The sequence below is a fragment of the Akkermansia sp. JRP_AM1 genome (assembly GCF_049262625.1).
GTDB lineage: Bacteria > Verrucomicrobiota > Verrucomicrobiia > Verrucomicrobiales > Akkermansiaceae > Akkermansia > Akkermansia massiliensis.
This window is the reverse complement of record NZ_CP118234.1, coordinates 1,032,720-1,049,269: the sequence shown is the minus strand read 5'-3', so window position 1 is coordinate 1,049,269 and position 16,550 is coordinate 1,032,720. Positions and strand designations below refer to the sequence as shown.

The following is a 16,550-nucleotide window of genomic DNA, read 5'->3' as shown; positions in this document are numbered from 1 at the left end:
ATACAGATTTAATTCTGCTGCAAGGAGAACCGGATTTAACGCCCGCATGTGGCCGTTTCCGCCTGCGGGCGTGTGCCGTCAGCGGTTCCGCCGCCTGCGGCCGGGCGTGCGCTTCTCCTTTCTGCCTGGGGAGGCTGTCTTTTCCGGCTGCCGCCGTTCCTCCCGTGAGGCGATGGTAAAATCCGCCCACTGCTGTTCCCGGTCCACTTTCACGGGAATGACGGGAATGCGCAGCCCTGCGCACAGCACGGAGCCGTGGTCGCTCTTCCAGCGGTTGGCGAATGCCTCGTACACCCAGCGGCCGCCGGGAAGCTTGTCCGGCTTGATCAGCCCCTTGATCTGGAGGCGCGGGATTTCCAGCAGCACGCCGAAGTGGCGCGTTTCCGTAATCAGGGCCTCGTGCACTTCCGGATGGTCCGCATAGCACTGGCCTTCCAGCCATTCGAAAAGCTTCATCCGGTTGGCGTCCTTTTCCGCACTGGCGGAAGTGCGCTCCGTCTCTGAAATGTGTTCCGCGTCCTCCTCCAGCCTGCCTACGCTGCCGGCGCCTTTGGCCCCCTTGGGGGGATTGGCCAGCAGGGGATTCAGGGAGCGGTGAACCACCAGGTCCGCGTAACGGCGGATGGGGCTGGTGAAGTGGCAGTAATTGGCGGTGGCCAGGCCGTAATGGCCCAGGGGCTCCGTATCGTACCTGGCCCGCATCAGGCTTTTCAGGAGCGCCAGCTTGAGCAATTGCTCGTCCGGGGAACCCTTGATGGACTTCATCAGCTCATTAAGGTACTGGCGCTGGCCGATGTCGTGGACGGGGTGCCCGTACAGTTTGCACAACTGGCCGAATTCAAAGAGCTTGGCGGAATCCGGTTCTTCATGGACACGGTAGATGGTGGGGCGGTTCCTGTTTTTCAGCGTCAGGGCCACGGCCTCGTTGGCGGCCAGCATGCACTCCTCAATGAGCTGGTGGCTCTCATCGTACTCTTCCGTGATGATGTCCGTCACGCGGCCGTCCTTGTCCATGACGGCGCGCACTTCCGGGAAGTCCAGGTCCAGGGCTCCCTTGGCGTAGCGGTTGCGGCGCAGGATGGAGGCCAGCTTCCAGGCTTCACGGACCATGGAGGGAACTTCCCCCTTGTCATGCCCTTTCAGCATGGTGAAGGCCTCCTGGTAGGTCAGGCGCGCCTTGCTGCGGATGAAGGCGTCCGCGAAGCGGGCGTGGAGCATCTTCCCCTTTTTATCAAACTTCATTTCGCATACCTTCGTCAGGCGCACGACGTCCGGCCGCAGGCTGCACAAATCATCGGAAAGGCGGGGAGGCAGCATCGGAAGGACGCGGTCCGGCAGGTAGGTGGAGTTGCCGCGGCGCAGGGCTTCCTCATCCAGCGCGCCGCCGGGCTTCACAAAATGGGAGACATCCGCGATGTGGACGGCCAGCGTCCAGCCGGACGGAGTGGCCGTGATGGAGATGGCGTCGTCAAAATCCCTGGCGCTTGCCGGGTCAATGGTGATGACGGTGCGGTCCGTCCAGTCCTCCCGGCGGCCCAGTTCCGCGGAAGAAGGGTTTTTCCGGAAAGATTCCACCTCCTGAAGCACGGAGGCGGGGAATTCCACGGGCAGGTCATACTTTCTGATGACGGCTTCCATGTCCACGTGGGGATCGTCCGGGTAGCCGAGCACCTCCACGATTTTCCCGCGCGGGGCCTTCTTTTCTTCCCCGCGGGACACGGGTTCCACGGAAACCAGTTGGCCGGGAAGCACCTCCATGGCGGGTTTTTCCACCAGTTCAATGTATTCCGGAGAGCCTACGCCGTCCCCGAGCACGCGGCCCAGCTTGTTCTTTCCGGCGCGGAAAACGCCCAGCCAGCGGGAGCGCGCGCGTTCCGTCACTTCCTCCACGCGGGCTTTCATGCCGGTATCCGGAGAAGAAAAGCGGTCCCTGCGGACGTTTCTCCGGCCCTTGGCCGCCTTGCGTTCCACGCGCACGGCCACGCGGTCCCCGTCCAGGGCGGTTCCCAGGTGGTTGGGCTTGAGCTCCAGCTCCGGAATGGCCTCCAGATCCCACCCCAGGTCCGCCGCGGCGGGATCCCCCTTTTTGGGGAGAAAAAGAATCTTGCCGGAGCGCAGGATGCGGATCATGCCGTGCACCAGGTTCCGGCGTTCCCGTTTCAGGGCGTATCTCCCCTTTTGCAGCCGCACGAGCCTGCCTTCCTCCTCCAGCTGGTCCACAATGGCGCGGAAGTCCTGCTTCTGCCGGGAATCCACGTTCAGGGCGCGGGCCAGTTCTGATTTGCTCTGGGGTTCGTAATGTCCGTCTTCCATGTGACGGACCAGGCGGTCTTTAAGGGAATTATTCATCTTGCGGAAGTTCCGGGAAAGGAGTCTTCCATTCCCATTGATGCCATCATAAGGCGGTTTTTGCGCCGCTTCAAGGCGCGGGCGGTGCATTCTTTGTCCGCCTTTCTCCTTGCCAGGCCCGGGCTTGCGTTATCTGGGCCGGAGCGTGCCTTCCGTGGTGCCGAGCTGTTCCGCGACGTCCAGTTCCCGGATGAGCCGGGCCGCAGTGCAGGAGCCGTCCAGCAATTCCCGGTAGCGGGATACCAGAAGGCGTGCTTTTTCCGGAGAATCGTCCAGCAGTTCCACGCGGAAGCGGGAAAGGCCCTGATGGCGGAAACCCCGGAAAAAGCCGGCTCCCGTCTGCGCGCGGCCGTTGAACAGGGTGTTCCGGCACCCGGCGTCCGCCAGCAGGGGATGGAGCTGCCCCACGCGGTCCCGCAGCTGCACGTGGTACCGTTCACAGGGGCGGCCGCAGTTCTTATAGCTGGAGCCGTCCGACAGGAAGGTGCAGAACACGCAGTGCTCCATGTGGAACATGGGCATGTGCTGGTGCAGAGTCAGTTCAAACCATTCCGGCGGCGCGGCGCGGAGCAGGTCCTCCACCTGTCCGGCGTTCAGGTCATAGGAAATGGTGAGATAATCCAGGTTCCCCTGTTCCTTCAGGATGGCCGCGCTGTACGGATTGGCGACATTCAGGGAAAAATCCCCGATGCGGTGCAGGGGGAATGGCGGAAGTACTGCGCCGCGCCCAGGTTGCGGATGAGGACGCCGTCCGGCTCCGCCCGTTCCATGAGCTTGAAGTAACCGGTTTCCGACGGCTTCTGGATGCGGGGCGTCGCCAGAAAGACGGGGATGCTTTTCGTGTGCCGCCGGACCGCTTCCACTCCCGCCGCATAGTCCCGGAGGTCTTCAAAATCCAGATAGACGGCGTCCGCCCCGGCATCCAGAACGGAAGGTATCTGTTCCGGCCTGCGGCACAGCACGGACAGGTGCGGCGGCGCGTCCGGAGTTGCCGCACCCGCCGGAAGCGCGGGAAGGACGAAAGGTTCCGGAAGACGGGTGGGAACGGAGGCTTCCCTCTCCTGCCGGACCGTTTGAATTTGTTCCACGAGGGCGCGCCTTGTCTGGTTGAGGATGCTGAGCGGGAGCATCAGGCCCTCCGGCAGGCGGCATTCGCAGGAAGCCAGGCGGAACCCCGTTCCTCCCAGCCTGCCGAGCTGCTGTTCCAGAACTTCAGGAGTCAGCGGGCGTTTTTCCGCCGTTTGCAGGGGCTGTGTGGACTGCACGGAACACCCGTATTCCGGGCAGGAAACCGTCAGAGGCTCCCCGGCGGATCCGGTGCATGCCAAATGGAGGGGAAGGACGGCCTCCGGCAGGTGCTCCCGCATTTTTTTCAGCTCGGCGTTCAGGGCCGGATCATCCGTTTTCCAGAGCTTCTGCCCCGGCCTGACCTTGCTCCAGTCAATGCCGGAGGCTTTTCCGTGGAAGAAAAGGCGGTTTCTCTGCACTTTCCAGATGCGGCCGCCCTGTTCTTCATTGCGGTCCTCCCCGGCGTCAATGACGAAGCCGTCGCCGGGAGCGAGCGGAACGTTCCCTTCCGGCCTGATGTCCAGCCAGCCCTGGCTGCTGTCCACAATGGTGCCTGCATAGGCGCCGCGCTTCTTGCCGTGGCGGCCGTGGGTCAGGCGCGGGTGGTCCGTGCCGTCCAGCCAGCCGGTGGAAAAGCCGCGTGAAAATACCATTTGCAGTGCATAACGGTCGCGTGCGGTCACCAATTCATCCACGGGTATTCCGGCGCAGGCGGCGTCCAGGGCCTTTCTGTAGGCCGCCGTTACCGCCGCAACGTATTCCGGGCTTTTCAGCCGCCCCTCTATCTTGTAGCTCTTCACGCCCATGCGGACCAGGTCCGGAATGCGGTCAAGGGCGCACAGATCCTGCGGGCTGAGCAGATAGCGCCTTTCTCCCAGCGGAACGGCCTTGCCGTCCACGACCAGGGTATAGGGCAGGCGGCAGGCCTGCGCGCATTCTCCGCGGTTGGCGCTGCGCTGGCCCAGGCTTTCCGACGTGAGGCACTGGCCGGAGTAAGCCACGCAGAGCGCCCCGTGCACAAACACCTCCAGGGGAATATCCGTATGGCGTATGCATTGCCCGATTTCCTCCAGGCTCAATTCCCGCGCCAGCACGGCCTGCTTCAGGTCCAGGAAACCGGCGGCGAATTCCAGGCCGTCCGGGGAGGAAAGCGTCATCTGGGTGGAGGCGTGCAGCTCCAGCTTCATGGCGGGATCCTGCCTTCCCCACTCTGTCAGGCAGCGGGCAAGCCCGATATCCTGCACGATCACGCCGTCCACGCCGGCGGCATTCAAATGGCCCAGGTAGGTGAGGGCGTCCGCCAGCTCGGAGGTGAAAAGGAGCGTGTTCATCGTCACGTACCCCCTCACGCCGTGCGCGTGGAGGAAGCGCATCAGTTCCGGCAGGGAATCCAGCGTAAAATTATTCGCGCGCAAGCGGGCGTTGAAACGGTCCAGGCCAAAATAAATGGCGTCTGCGCCATTGGTTACGGCGGCGCGGGCGCAGTCCATGTCCCCGGCGGGAGCCAGCAATTCGGGGCGCAGGTCTCCGGGCCGGAGAGAGGAAAGGGTCATGTCGTCGGAAATCACGGGGAAAAACAAAAAGGATGGAGGGGTTACTGGGCGGTGCTGCGTTTTTCCGCATGGCGGAGCAACGCTTTCAAATCCCCCAGAAGGAACAGGGAGCCTGCCGCCAGAGCCGGAAGCGGGGAGGCCAGGGCCGCATGCAGCCCGTCCGGAAGGGTGGAATGGATAAAGACGGGGCCGGTTTCCAGTCCGGCCAGCAGGACGGCCAATTCTTCCGCCGGCATGATGCGGGGGGAAGTGCAGGGAACCAGGTGCCATTCTCCGGTGATTTCCCGCAAAACGGGGATCATCTCCCGGATGTGCTTGTCTGCGGATGCGGCAAAAACCAGAGCCGCCTTCCGCCCGGGGAATTCCTCCTTCCATGTGGCCGCGAGCACGCGCGCCGCATGTTCGTTATGGGCGCCGTCCAGCACCAGCGGTGGCGTTTCAAGGCGTTCAAACCTTCCGGGCCACTGCACCTTTGCCAGGGCAGCGGCGGCTGCGGAAGGGGAGGGGAGGGCGTGGAGCTGCCTCATGGTTTCCAGCGCCAGGGCGGCATTTTCCCGCTGATGGGCTCCGGACAGGGATGGCCGGGGCGTTTCCCCGTCCGCCCGGGCGACCGTAAGGGGGAACGGCGGTCCCGTGCCGTCCGTTCAATGACGGCCATGGCTTCCGGGCTCTGCACGGCGGTCACGGCCGGTTTGCCGGGGGAGATGATGGCCGCCTTTTCCGCGGCGATCTCTTCCAGGGTGTCTCCCAGGTACTGCTGGTGGTCCAGGCCGATGGGGGCCAGCACGGCGATGTCCTTGGGCACGGCGTTGGTGGCGTCCAGCCTGCCGCCCAGGCCCGTTTCCAGAATGATGAAGTTCACGCCGCTTTTGCGGAAGTGGCGCAGGGCGACGGCAAGCGCCAGCTCAAAAAAGGTGGGCGGCTGTTCCCAGCCTTCCGCCAGTTGTTTCAGGAAGAAGATTTCTTCCGCCAGCGCCTCCGGGGGAATCATATTCCCGTTCACGCGGATGCGTTCGGAAAACTCCACCAGATGGGGGGAGGTGAACAGGCCGGTCACATACCCCTGTGCCCTGGCCAGGGCCTCAATCATGGCGCAGGTGGAGCCTTTCCCGTTGGTGCCAGCCACGTGGACCACTGTGGCATCCGTCCGGTCCGCATCGGCTGCCGCCAGCAGCTTCCCGGTATTGTCAAGCCCCAGCTTGATCCCGAAGAATTGGGTGGAAAAAAGCCAGTCAAGGGCGGCGGACACGTTCATGGGCGGTATTCTACCACGGGAAGGCTCCCGTTCAATCCCGGTATGGGAGGGGGCGTCAATAAAATACCGCCGGGAACGGACGCGGCAAACACGAACAAGCTACCGTTGCTACCTCTCGGTCCTGGCGGGGTTTGCCAGTCGTGCCTCCACGGGGTTCCCGGCGGCCCAGACAGTAAACTAGGTTTGCGGTGCAGTGTCAACCTTCAAAGGCATCATCTCCTTCTGGTAAAGGAGAGCAAAATGGAGATCAGCAGAACCACGCCGATGACGGCGGCGGCCGTGAAGAAAATCTCTTCCTCCTGCCTGAGCTGGCTGCGCTCCCCTTCAATTTTCCCGTCCCTGATGCGCTGCAGCCCGTGCAGGACCTTGGCCTGCTCCTCCACGTCCGCCTCCGTCCGCATGACAAGCGTTTCCTCATGGCTGACGGCCTGGTCGTAAGGGGAGATCATGGTGCGGAACTCGGGGTCTTCCGAAAGGATTTCCGTCTCATCATACTCTTCCGCCAGGGGGGAGTTCATGGAATCCCGGAGACTGGCAATCTGTCTGTCCACCTTGTTCTGGAACAGGGCCAGCTCCCTTTTGGCCTTTTCGTAGGCCGCCGTCTGGTCACTCAGCATGGCTTCTCCCTTGCGGGTGATGCGGTCCAGCTCCTGCGGCAGGCTGGCCTGGAGCTTGAGCAGGTCCGCCCGGCTCTCCGTCACCTTGAAATCCTTGCTCTTCGTATTGGACGCCTCCGCGCGCTGGATGCGGTTGATGTCCAGCCGGGTTTCCACCTGGCGTATTTGTTCCTGGAGCCGGTTCCGGGCGTTGTCCAACTGCTGCCTGGTGGTGTCCCGCTTGCCTTTGAGCTCCTCCACGTCCGCGACGCGGCGGTCATATTGTTCCAGGAGATTGGCTATCCGGGCTTCCGCGCTCCGGGCATTGGGCCTTCCCTTCACGGCGGGCACGGACTTTTTCCCGGCGTTTGCCTGGTCGATCTTCTCCATCTGGGCATCCCAATACTTGCGGATGGCCTCTTCCTTCCTCTGGATGGCCGCCTGGAGGCGTGCCGCCTGCTGTTCGTGAAGTTCCGCCGCCTCGTCAAAACGGGCCTGGGCCGCATCCAGCTCCGGATAAGGCTCCTGCTCCATGGCTTTGATGGCTTCATGCCTGGGCACGAGGCCGGTTTGGTAATAATCCCAGCCGTAATAGCCGCCGGCGAGCAACAGGATAAGAAGAAGGTAACGCATAAATTGAAGGTGGTTAGAGGCAGAAGTTTATCTCATAGTGGAAGTTCCGCCGGATTTTGCAAACCTTAAAATCAGCCATCCGGAGCTTTTTCCTCCGGGACGGGAATGATGATAAATCCGCGGCACGGGAGGCGTAATCTTCCTTGAAGCCATACTTTCAAATCATGTCTATTTTTTCATCACGCAGACAATTTCTCAAATCCCTGGGGCTCGCGGCCGGAGCGGCTGCCGCCGGAAACGTTCTCCCCGGGCAGGCCCTGGAAATCCCTGCCGGGGACAGCCTCTGGAAATCCGGCGCCCAGGCGTCTCCGCGGCCTTCCGGCTCCATGTACATGGGGGGCTTCAAGGCTCCCGGGCTGGCCCGCATCAGGCTTGCCTTCATCGGCGTGGGCGGCCGCGGCTTTTCCCATCTGGCTCAAATGTGCGTGATGGACGGGGTGGAAATCGTGGGCGTATGTGATTTGAAGGAAGACCTGGCCAAGCGCGGCGTGGACCGCGTGCTTTCCAAGATGGGGAAAAGCCCGCTGAGTTATTCCGGCGGGGACACGGAATACCTGACCATGCTGAAGGAGCTGAAACCGGACGCTGTCATCATCAGCACGGACTGGAGTACCCATGCCGGAATCGCCTGCGACAGCATGAAGCACGGCGCGCACGCCTTTGTGGAAGTTCCGCTGGCCGTCTCCCTGGAAGAACTCTGGAATCTGGTGGACACCAGCGAGGCCACCCGGAAGCACTGCATGATGATGGAAAACGTCAACTACGGCCGGGACGAGCTTATGTTCCTGAACATGGTCCGGCAGGGGGTCATCGGCGATCTGCTCCACGGGGAGGCCGCATATATCCACTGCCTGGTGACGCAGTTGGGGGACACGCGCGGGGAAGGGGCCTGGCGGCCTGAATACCATACCCGGATCAACGGAAACCTGTACCCCACCCATGGACTGGGCCCCGTGGCACAGTACATGAACCTGGCGCGCGGAGAAGACCATTTCAGCCGGGTGGCTGCGTTCGCCTCCCCTGCGCTCGGGCGCAATGCCTACGCCAAAAAACACCTTCCCGCGGACCACCGCTGGAACAATACCCCCTTCATCTGCGGGGACATGAACACGGCCATCGTCAAGACGCAACTGGGGCGCACTATTGTCGTCCAACTGGATGAAACGTCCCCCCGGCCCTATTCCCGCGCCAACCTGATCCAGGGAACCGAAGGAACCCTGGCCGGCTTTCCGACCCGGGTGGCGGGTGAAAAGCTGGGCAACGGCAACTATCACGAATGGATTGAAGGCCGGGAGAAGCTGGCCGCCATTTACGAGAAATACGACCATCCGCTCTGGAAACGCATCGGGAATCTGGCTACGAAAATGGGCGGCCACGGCGGCATGGACTTCGTGATGCTTTCCCGCATCGTGGAATGCCTCCGGAACGGAGAGCCGATGGACCAGAATGTTTACGAAGGAGCCGCCTGGTCTTCCCTGCTGCCGTTGACGGCTCATTCCATCGCGCAGGGCGGCATGCCCGTGGAGTTCCCGGACTTTACCCGCGGAGACTGGAAAACCACCGCGCCGCTGGCCGTGGTTTCCTGAGAAGGAAAATAGCAGAAGATGCTGGAAAAGCAGATGTACAGTGTTTGACTCGCAGCCATCATGGAAATGAAGCCTGCGAGTCGCATTCCTGAAAAAAACTACGGCTTATCAGAAAATACAGGCTCTATATTTAACAGGCCAGCGCGCGGAGTCATTCCAGTAAAAAATCCCTCACTATGGAAATAGCGAGGGATTAAAATGAAAACCGGGGCCAGACGGCATTTATCTTATTTTCCGGTTTTTTCCGTCGTCCCCCGTTCCAGTTTTTCCATGAGTTCCTTTTCACTCATGGGTTGGTGATTATTCTTCAATTCCTTTATTTTCTCGCGCGTCTGCCTGTCTTTTGATTTGCCTAATTTCTTATACGCATCAGTCATGTCGAAATAGACCAGCTTAAGATTGTTTACCTTGTTTTCGTCTTCATCATTCGTCAAGCTGACGGTAAGGATGTAGCGGCCTCCAATCATGGTGAATCCTTCACCCAGAACACGGTAACCGTCGTAATGTTTTCTGAGGTATTCATCTCGCGCCGATTCCAGCATGCTGTAATCCTTGACCCCTTTAAGATCAAGCACGGCGGGATTTTTATAGGAACCGGCAGGAAACTGGACGGCCCCGGCGGCCTGTTTTTGTGCTTCGTCCGCTCCAAATGATGGGTTGATGGCCAGCATGGCGCTGCATCCTATGGTCAAAATGGTTATTTTTAATAATATTTTCATCTTCATTGCCCTATGTTATTGTTAATATGTATGGTTATTGTGTTGCCGCCATTATTTGCTGCATCCGTTGTCTCTGCATAATTCCATTCTTCTGGAAAGGGCTTTTTGGTGTAAAAGAAGAATCGCCTTTTCTTTTGCTCTCTCATTCCAGGGCAGGTCTTCCGAGACATCCACGACAACAGTGGCACCCTGATCCAGATTCACGATCTCTGAAACAGTGGAGCCGTCCTTGTGAGTGTAAGTTGCCATGGCAGTCGCATGAACCTTGAATTTCATTGATTTTCCCTTAACCGGTTCAACCAGCTCTGCTGTCGGCTCTGAAATATTTATGAGCTCATAGCCGCATTTTGCTTGTTTGGCATGTGCCGCTCCAACGAGGATGCCCAAAACAAGCGAAAAACAGCACAATATTTTTGGAACCATCATCATATTATCACCTATGAAATTGAAATGATAAATTGTCAATGAAAATTGATAATCCCGGTAGATGTTTTGCCGTTATTCCATCGTAAAGGAATTGGGTGGTAAAAATATTTTTCTAATTCATAATAAATAAATTATAAGCTTTACTGTTAGATAAGGCATTCCTGGAAGCTCGCGAATCAGTTTCCCCGGTGCAACTTTGCATGGCTAATATGGGTGAGACACAATGGACGCGGAATGCACGGTGAAAGATTTCGTCATGGGATTGTTCCAAGGCTGCCGCAAACAGGTGGAATGCCGTGATGGTGTACGCCCCTGTTTTTATGATTTCCGGCAAATTCTCCGGCATGGGCGGCCGGATGCCAAAAACAGGGCTCATCAAGAAAACCGGATTTTCTGACTTTCCCTCGTCAGAGAGGAAAAAATGCGTATTAATGCATTTTTCTGTTCCCTTTCTCATCTCCCCGTTGAATTGATTTTCATCAACCGCTCCTTCAGGAGATGAAATTGGTTCAGCTCTTGCAAAGAACGTCCTTAAGTTCTTCTGCGCTCATGTTCATGAGCCACTGTTCCGGACCGCCGGAGAACAGGTCGTCCGCCATGCGGCGCTTTTCCGTCAGCATGGCGTCAATGCGGTCCTCAATGGTGCCGCGGCAGATCAGGCGGTGCACCAGCACGTTCCGGTGCTGGCCGATGCGGTAGGCCCGGTCCGTCGCCTGGTTTTCCACGGCGGGGTTCCACCAGCGGTCCACATGGATGACGTGGGAGGCCTGGGTCAGAGTCAGTCCGGTCCCGGCGGCCTTCAGGGACAGGATGCAGAAGGGAGGCCCGGATTCCTTCTGGAAGGCGGTGACGATGCCCTGGCGTTCCGGAATGGGCGTGCCTCCGTGCAGGGTAAGCCCGGAACGGCCGAAGACCCCGGAAAGCAAGTCGTGCAGATGGGGAATGATGGAACGGAACTGCGTGAAGAGGATGGCTTTTTCCTGCCGGGCGGCGATGGAGGCGCACAATTCCTGAAGACGCAGGAACTTTCCGGAGCGTTCCGGGGCGTAGTCGTCCGTGCCCTGGAACTGCGCCGGATGGTTGCAGATTTGCTTGAGGCGCGCCAGGACGGGCAGGATCAGCATGAGGCGGGCGGCCGGGTCCGGTTCGTCCAGCATGGCGTGCAGCGTATCTATCTGCGTCTGGTACAGGGCGGCCTGTTCCGGCGTGAGGGGGCAGTAGGCGGGTATTTCCGTCTTGTCCGGCAGGTCGGGGACCAGGGCTGGATCCGTCTTCATCCTGCGCAGGATGAAAGGGCGCACCAGGCGGCGCAGCGGGGCATAGCCTCGTTCCAGGGAGCGGGTGAAGGCTTCAAAGCTTTTTCTGCCGCCAAGCAGGCCCGGATTCAGGAATTCCATCAGGCTCCATAATTCATTCAGGTTGTTTTCCACCGGCGTGCCGGACAGGGCGGCGCGCCTCTCCCCGTGCAGGGAGCGGATGGCGCGGGAACGTGCGGAACCTGCGTTTTTAATGGCCTGGGCTTCATCCAGAATGATGGCCGGGAAATGCAGCCCGGCCAGCGCAGGCGCGCGCGCGGCCATGCCGTAGGTAGTAATGACGGCGTGGCAGCCTTCCCGGCGCGGTATTTCCTCCGGCTGCCATGAATCCGGGGCGGAGGGGTGCATGATGCGCAGGGCGAGCTCCGGCGCGAAGCGTTCCGCTTCCTCCTTCCAGTTGGACAGGAGGGACGCCGGGGCCACGATCAGGGCCGGGAGGCCTTCCAGCCGGCCTTCCCTCCGCAGCGCATCCAGCCATGCGATGACCTGAAGGGTTTTCCCCAGCCCCATGTCGTCCGCCAGGCAGGCGCCGAAGCCCCGTTCCGTAACCCGGTACAGGAAGGAAAAGCCCTCTTTCTGGTAAGGGCGCATCAGTGCGTTCAACCGGGGCGCAAGCTCCGGCACGGAGACGGAAACCTCCCCCGCCAGGATATCCAGGGCCTGCCGGAGATCCCGGCCCGGTTCCACCACGCAGTCTTCATCCGGTTCCGGGAGTTGCGCAAGCTGGTCGGAAGGGCCGTTGACCAGCAGCCTCAGCCCCTGAACCAGGGGAATGCCCAGGGAACTCATCATGCGCGCCGCCTTGGTCCACCGGTCCATCAGGTCCCGGACTTTTTGAGCGTCCACGCGCACCCATTCCCCCTTGAAGCGTATCAGGCCGTCTCCGTTGCTGAGCAGTTCCTCCAGTTCCTCCGGGGCCAGGTCCCTGCCTCCCAGCGTGGCGGCTACGGAAAACCGCAGCAGGCTGTGGACGGAAAGCCCGGAGGAATGAGCCGTTTTTTCACTGCCGGGAGCGTCCGCCGTGACTTTTACCTGTAATTTGGGAGGGGATTTTCTCCACAGGTTCACCATGCGCACGATGATGCCTGCATGTTCATAGGCTGGCGTGTCCTGTAAAAAGTCCCGGGCTTCCGCAGCGCTCCAGGCCAGCGGGGCGTAAATCTTTCCATTGTCCAGCAGTCGCTGCAGCAGGGAGCTTTCCCGTGCCGCTTCCTTCAAGGGCTGGAGCACGGCCAGCAGGGCAGTGTAGTTCCCTTCATGAAGTTTCAGGGCGGTGGAAAGGGGAAGGTGGCGCACCTGGTTGTCCGCCGCGCTTTGATGCGCAAAGGTAGCCATGAAGGCAAAGGGCCGGGAGCCCGTGGCGTCATCCCGGTTTTCCGCAAGGTGGAAGAATACCTTCCCAATCTGGTTCCAGGGGGCGCCCAGCCCGTTCAGCCACGCGGCGGGAGTGATGCCGCGGGCGCCGACTTCCTTTTTCACCAGCCTCCGGAAATCCTCAAGCCATCCGGCGATGACGCCTGGAGTGACGTATTCCGCCCCCGGCACGGGAGGGAACTGTTCCGCCAGGGCCGCTCTTTCCGCCGTGGAGGCCAGCAGGTGGTCCAGGACGGTGTCCACCTCATCCGGCCTTTCCGCGGCGGCGTGCGCCATGCGGGTGAGCGCCTGGCGCGCCATGTTCTTGATAAAAAAGGCGCCCGGGTCAGGCGCGGTTTCCCAGTTGGAGACCGCGAGGGCATATAATCCGTTTCCGGCCCCCTCTTCAAACAGGCGGTCGAAGGGGGGCGTGTCCGTCACCGGCGCTCCGGATGGAAGGATGCGGAAACCGCTGAAGTTCCGTTCCTCTTCCGGCGCTGCGTGATGGGATTCCGGCTGCATGGCTGGAAGGAATGTAGCATGGCCGCCCAGCTTGTTCAATCCATCCCGCCGCCCTGCGGCATGCGGTTCCCGTGCCGCTTACAGGGCGAACGTCGTATCTTTGATGATGGGCAGTTTGGGCGGCGGCGGATTGAAAAGCTCCTTGATTTGTTTCAGATATTCAATCAGGGCTGAACGGACGCTTATTCCCGTCGGTTTGCCGTTTCCCTTTTGAGGGAATTTGAAATTGTTGCACAGGTAGTCGCCCATCGCGACAGTGTAAATGACGCCGTTTTTCAAGGTGCTGGTGATGCTTGGCGTAACGCCGTCCATAATCTGGTAGGAAAAGCCGGAGCAGTAAACTTCCAGAATGCCTCCTTCGTCATCGGACGGGGACATGAATTTGGACAGAATCAGTTGTTCAATGTCCGCCTTGCTCATGGAGCAGGTGACGACCTTTTCCCGGAAGGGCTCCATTTCATAAATATCCTTGATCTTGATGGGGCCCTTGCAGAGATGGCTTCTGGCCCGTACGCCGCCGCGGTTGTAAATGGCAATGTCCGAATGGGAGGCCTGCTGGATGGCTTTGCAGAAAAAGGTGCCTACGGTGACGTGCGTGATATCCTCCCCGGCGACGCCCACCTGCTGGTTGAAGAACGGGTTTCCGGTGAACTGCTGGACAATCTTCTCTACTTCCGGGTCGCTGGGAATCCTTTCGTCCAGGGAAACGGCCTTCGTGGACTTGGAAAGGATGGAGGCGGGTTTTTCCGTGGAGAAGGTGATTTCCGTAACGCCTGCATGGCTCAGTCTGTGGCCCGTGTAGCTGAGCAGCGTTCCGGTTCTGAGATGGCCGTGCGGAAGCATCACATGAGTATGGCCACCCAGAATGACGTCGATATTCGGAGAATACTTCATCATTTTCAGATCGTGGTCGTATCCCAGGTGGCTGAGGATGACATTGATGGTGTTATGGTGCAGGCGGAACCTGTCCGTGATGCCCTTGTAATCCTCTTCATCCGGCAGTTTCCATGAAATGCCGCTCATCCTGCGGACGTCCGTGGTCTGTAGGTCCACCAGGCCGATGAACCCTATGGAAATCGGCGTGCCCTTGATGGGGATGCTGGCATACGGGGAAAAACAATTTTCCAGCGTGGGGGAGGGATTGACGTTGGTAACGACAAACTTGGTGCCGGGCATCCCCTTAATGTGGTCCCGCAGGGCTTCCTGCCCGTAATCCAGGTCATGGTTCCCGATGGTCACGATGTCGTACTTAAGCTTGTTCATCAGGACAGTCAGGGGTTCGCCCCGTTTTTCCCAGTCGTCCACATAGGGGTTGCCCATGAAATAATCTCCGGAATCCACCAGCAGCACGTGCGGGTATTTGGCGCGGTACTGTTTTACCAGCGTGGCCAGTTTGGGGAATTTTTCCAGATTGCCGTGCATATCGCTGGTGGAAATGATGATCAGCGTTTTGTGGGGATCCGATTTGAGCTTCTGAGCCAGGGTGAACGGGCACAGGCATGCCAGGCCGGCAAGGAGAATGCGGGGCGGAATCATGGATGGAGAAAGTAGAGATACGGGAAATGATAAAAGGGATTAACGGGCGAAAACCTCGTACGGGCCGTCACCCACTGAAATGACTTCCAGACGGACCTTGGATACGCCGCGGCTGTGCAGGCCGATGCGGCTTGCGGCGGACGCGGTCAGGTCTATCAGGCGGTTGCTGTGAAAGGGGCCTCGGTTGTTGATCCTGACGACGGCTGATTTGCCCGTGGCCAGGCAGGTGACTTTCACCTTGCACGGCATCGGCAGGGTTTTGTGGGCCGCCGTCATGGACCGCTGGGGATTGATGTACTCTCCGGAGGATGTCTTCATGCTGCGTCCTTTCCCGCCATACCAGGAGGCATAGCCGGTTTCACTGTATTGCAGGGCGTCTGCGACGCTCATGGGAGTATATCTTTTCCCCCTCACCCGGTAGGGCGCATTTTTTACATGCGCCTCTGTCGCCTGTACGGCCGGGGCCGTTTTCTGGCCGCACTTCTCCGTAGTGGAACAGCCCGGCATCAGAAAAAGCAGCAGGACGGGGAGGGACCAATTCACGCTTTTTATCTTTAACACATGTTTATAATCTTGTATAACAAAAAAGAAACAGGAATTGAAATTTAATGGATAGGGATGCCCGGAAGGAATCTTTCCCCCTGCCGTGGTTTACCAGTTGAGCGGCGCGGGAAAATGCAGTATGCTTGCCCGCATGAATCCTTCCAAGGTAATCGGCCTGGTCGCGTTGGCGGAAAAACCGGGACTGGGGGAAGCGCTGCGCATCATGCGCCGCGAGCTTTCCCGCCACGGGCTGGGGTCCTGCGTCATTGAGACGCCGGATGCCCTGGAACAGGCCATTGTCCGGTGTAGCATGCTGGTAACCTTCGGCGGGGACGGCACCATGCTGACCGTCTCCTCTCTGGCGGCTGCGCACCACGTGCCCCTGGCGGGCGTGAACCTGGGACGCCTGGGATTCATGACCACCTGTTCCGTACAGGAGCTGCCGCTGCTGGCGTACGCCCTCCAGGAGGGTTCCTTCCTGACGGACGAGCGCTCCATGCTGGAGGTGGTCCGGATGGGCGTGGACGGTGTCGCAGTCCCTCCCCGCAAGCTGGCGCTGAATGAAGTCTCCCTCATCCGCGCCCAGTCCGGCAAGATGGTGGACCTGGATGCCGAGATAGACGGAGAACTGCTGAACCGCTACCATGCGGACGGCGTTCTGGTCTCCACCCCCACCGGCTCCACGGCGTACTCCCTTTCCGCCGGAGGGCCGCTGGTATGGCCCATGTCCCGCGTGGTGTGCGTCACCCCCATCTGCCCGCACAGCCTGACCAACCGTTCCGTGGTGCTTCCGGACACCATGACCATACGCCTGCGGCCCCGCGAGCGCCGCGGCCGCTTTGATTCCATGGTTTATTCCCTGGACGGCCGTTCCGCCTATCCCATTGAAGTGGGAGAAAGCCTCGTGATCCGGAAAGCTCCGGAAACCCTCTCCCTGGTTCATCTCCGCAAACAGAACTTCGGCGCTCTCTTGAGGGCCAAGCTGCGCTGGCAGGGAGCGGAGATTCCTACGGATGATGAATAAAACCGTTCCGGCGGTTCGGAAACCGGGCCCGGTGTCTTTTGCAGGCCGGGGCGCTTCTCCATTGATTGTTC

Annotated in this window: 14 protein-coding genes and 1 other RNA gene; 3 read left to right on the top strand and 12 right to left on the bottom strand. The window is 60.0% G+C overall.

Features of this window, described 5'->3' with window-relative positions:
• Window positions 1–78: 78 nt before the first annotated feature.
• From PVA48_RS04940 to PVA48_RS04910, 7 genes are all read right to left on the bottom strand, one after another.
• The gene (locus PVA48_RS04940) at window positions 79–2,349 is read right to left on the bottom strand and encodes a ribonuclease R family protein (protein WP_180971111.1); all 2,271 of its coding nucleotides are present in this window, start codon (window positions 2,347–2,349) and stop codon (window positions 79–81) included.
• A 129-nt stretch (window positions 2,350–2,478) separates the two neighbouring features.
• Window positions 2,479–2,931 carry a hypothetical protein gene (locus PVA48_RS04935; protein WP_343212664.1) on the bottom strand — a complete coding sequence of 151 codons (453 nt, stop codon included), beginning with the start codon at window positions 2,929–2,931 and terminating at the stop codon, window positions 2,479–2,481.
• 89 nt (window positions 2,932–3,020) lie between these two features.
• The gene (locus PVA48_RS04930) at window positions 3,021–4,970 is read right to left on the bottom strand and encodes a DUF3656 domain-containing U32 family peptidase (protein ID WP_423232330.1); all 1,950 of its coding nucleotides are present in this window, start codon (window positions 4,968–4,970) and stop codon (window positions 3,021–3,023) included.
• A gap of 41 nt (window positions 4,971–5,011) precedes the next feature.
• Window positions 5,012–5,497: a glutamate ligase domain-containing protein gene (locus PVA48_RS04925; RefSeq protein ID WP_423232329.1), complete on the bottom strand. Its 486-nt coding sequence runs from the start codon at window positions 5,495–5,497 to the stop codon at window positions 5,012–5,014.
• On the bottom strand, window positions 5,494–6,225 hold the full coding sequence (locus tag PVA48_RS04920) for a bifunctional folylpolyglutamate synthase/dihydrofolate synthase (RefSeq protein WP_423232328.1): 732 nt from the start codon (window positions 6,223–6,225) through the stop codon (window positions 5,494–5,496). The genes PVA48_RS04925 and PVA48_RS04920 overlap by 4 nt, the downstream gene beginning before the upstream one ends.
• Before the next feature lie 66 nt (window positions 6,226–6,291).
• Window positions 6,292–6,386: signal recognition particle sRNA small type (gene ffs / locus PVA48_RS04915), an RNA gene on the bottom strand.
• 51 nt (window positions 6,387–6,437) lie between these two features.
• Window positions 6,438–7,454: a hypothetical protein gene (locus PVA48_RS04910; RefSeq protein ID WP_102728579.1), complete on the bottom strand. Its 1,017-nt coding sequence runs from the start codon at window positions 7,452–7,454 to the stop codon at window positions 6,438–6,440.
• Window positions 7,455–7,618: 164 nt separating this feature from the next.
• Between PVA48_RS04910 and PVA48_RS04905 the strand changes: the two genes are divergently transcribed.
• Window positions 7,619–9,040, top strand: coding sequence for a Gfo/Idh/MocA family protein (locus tag PVA48_RS04905; RefSeq protein WP_102728580.1), 1,422 nt, complete (start codon window positions 7,619–7,621; stop codon window positions 9,038–9,040).
• Between the two features lie 227 nt (window positions 9,041–9,267).
• Here PVA48_RS04905 and PVA48_RS04900 read toward each other — a convergent pair whose 3' ends face one another.
• Together PVA48_RS04900 and PVA48_RS04895 are read right to left on the bottom strand one after the other, a co-directional pair.
• Window positions 9,268–9,711, bottom strand: a complete 444-nt coding sequence (locus PVA48_RS04900) for a hypothetical protein (protein WP_102727746.1) — start codon at window positions 9,709–9,711, stop codon at window positions 9,268–9,270.
• Window positions 9,712–9,810: 99 nt separating this feature from the next.
• The gene (locus PVA48_RS04895; protein WP_102733225.1) at window positions 9,811–10,188 is read right to left on the bottom strand and encodes a hypothetical protein; all 378 of its coding nucleotides are present in this window, start codon (window positions 10,186–10,188) and stop codon (window positions 9,811–9,813) included.
• 220 nt (window positions 10,189–10,408) lie between these two features.
• On the opposite strand from PVA48_RS04895, the gene PVA48_RS04890 reads away from it, so the two are divergent.
• The gene (locus PVA48_RS04890; RefSeq protein WP_423232327.1) at window positions 10,409–10,582 is read left to right on the top strand and encodes a hypothetical protein; all 174 of its coding nucleotides are present in this window, start codon (window positions 10,409–10,411) and stop codon (window positions 10,580–10,582) included.
• A 112-nt stretch (window positions 10,583–10,694) separates the two neighbouring features.
• On the opposite strand, the gene PVA48_RS04885 is transcribed toward PVA48_RS04890, so the two are convergent.
• From PVA48_RS04885 to PVA48_RS04875, 3 genes are all read right to left on the bottom strand, one after another.
• Window positions 10,695–13,376, bottom strand: a complete 2,682-nt coding sequence (locus tag PVA48_RS04885) for a DEAD/DEAH box helicase (protein WP_102749278.1) — start codon at window positions 13,374–13,376, stop codon at window positions 10,695–10,697.
• A 78-nt stretch (window positions 13,377–13,454) separates the two neighbouring features.
• On the bottom strand, window positions 13,455–14,912 hold the full coding sequence (locus tag PVA48_RS04880) for a bifunctional metallophosphatase/5'-nucleotidase (RefSeq protein ID WP_215451308.1): 1,458 nt from the start codon (window positions 14,910–14,912) through the stop codon (window positions 13,455–13,457).
• Between the two features lie 39 nt (window positions 14,913–14,951).
• The gene (locus PVA48_RS04875) at window positions 14,952–15,455 is read right to left on the bottom strand and encodes a septal ring lytic transglycosylase RlpA family protein (protein ID WP_102721102.1); all 504 of its coding nucleotides are present in this window, start codon (window positions 15,453–15,455) and stop codon (window positions 14,952–14,954) included.
• Window positions 15,456–15,606: 151 nt separating this feature from the next.
• Here PVA48_RS04875 and PVA48_RS04870 point away from each other — a divergent pair, with 151 nt between their 5' ends.
• Complete coding sequence (locus tag PVA48_RS04870; RefSeq protein WP_180971546.1) at window positions 15,607–16,479, top strand: NAD(+)/NADH kinase; 873 nt, start codon at window positions 15,607–15,609, stop codon at window positions 16,477–16,479.
• The last annotated feature ends 71 nt before the right edge of the window (window positions 16,480–16,550 follow it).

Bases quoted from the DNA above. Each gene is read 5' to 3' on its own strand.
- PVA48_RS04940 (WP_180971111.1), bottom strand. From the start codon at position 2,349: ATGAATAATTCCCTTAAAGACCGCCTGGTCCGTCACATGGAAGACGGA.
- PVA48_RS04930 (WP_423232330.1), bottom strand. From the start codon at position 4,970: ATGACCCTTTCCTCTCTCCGGCCCGGAGACCTGCGCCCCGAATTGCTG.
- PVA48_RS04925 (WP_423232329.1), bottom strand. From the start codon at position 5,497: ATGAGGCAGCTCCACGCCCTCCCCTCCCCTTCCGCAGCCGCCGCTGCC.
- PVA48_RS04920 (WP_423232328.1), bottom strand. From the start codon at position 6,225: ATGAACGTGTCCGCCGCCCTTGACTGGCTTTTTTCCACCCAATTCTTC.
- PVA48_RS04910 (WP_102728579.1), bottom strand. From the start codon at position 7,454: ATGCGTTACCTTCTTCTTATCCTGTTGCTCGCCGGCGGCTATTACGGC.
- PVA48_RS04905 (WP_102728580.1), top strand. From the start codon at position 7,619: ATGTCTATTTTTTCATCACGCAGACAATTTCTCAAATCCCTGGGGCTC.
- PVA48_RS04900 (WP_102727746.1), bottom strand. From the start codon at position 9,711: ATGCTGGCCATCAACCCATCATTTGGAGCGGACGAAGCACAAAAACAG.
- PVA48_RS04895 (WP_102733225.1), bottom strand. From the start codon at position 10,188: ATGATGATGGTTCCAAAAATATTGTGCTGTTTTTCGCTTGTTTTGGGC.
- PVA48_RS04890 (WP_423232327.1), top strand. From the start codon at position 10,409: ATGGACGCGGAATGCACGGTGAAAGATTTCGTCATGGGATTGTTCCAA.
- PVA48_RS04885 (WP_102749278.1), bottom strand. From the start codon at position 13,376: ATGCAGCCGGAATCCCATCACGCAGCGCCGGAAGAGGAACGGAACTTC.
- PVA48_RS04880 (WP_215451308.1), bottom strand. From the start codon at position 14,912: ATGATTCCGCCCCGCATTCTCCTTGCCGGCCTGGCATGCCTGTGCCCG.
- PVA48_RS04870 (WP_180971546.1), top strand. From the start codon at position 15,607: ATGAATCCTTCCAAGGTAATCGGCCTGGTCGCGTTGGCGGAAAAACCG.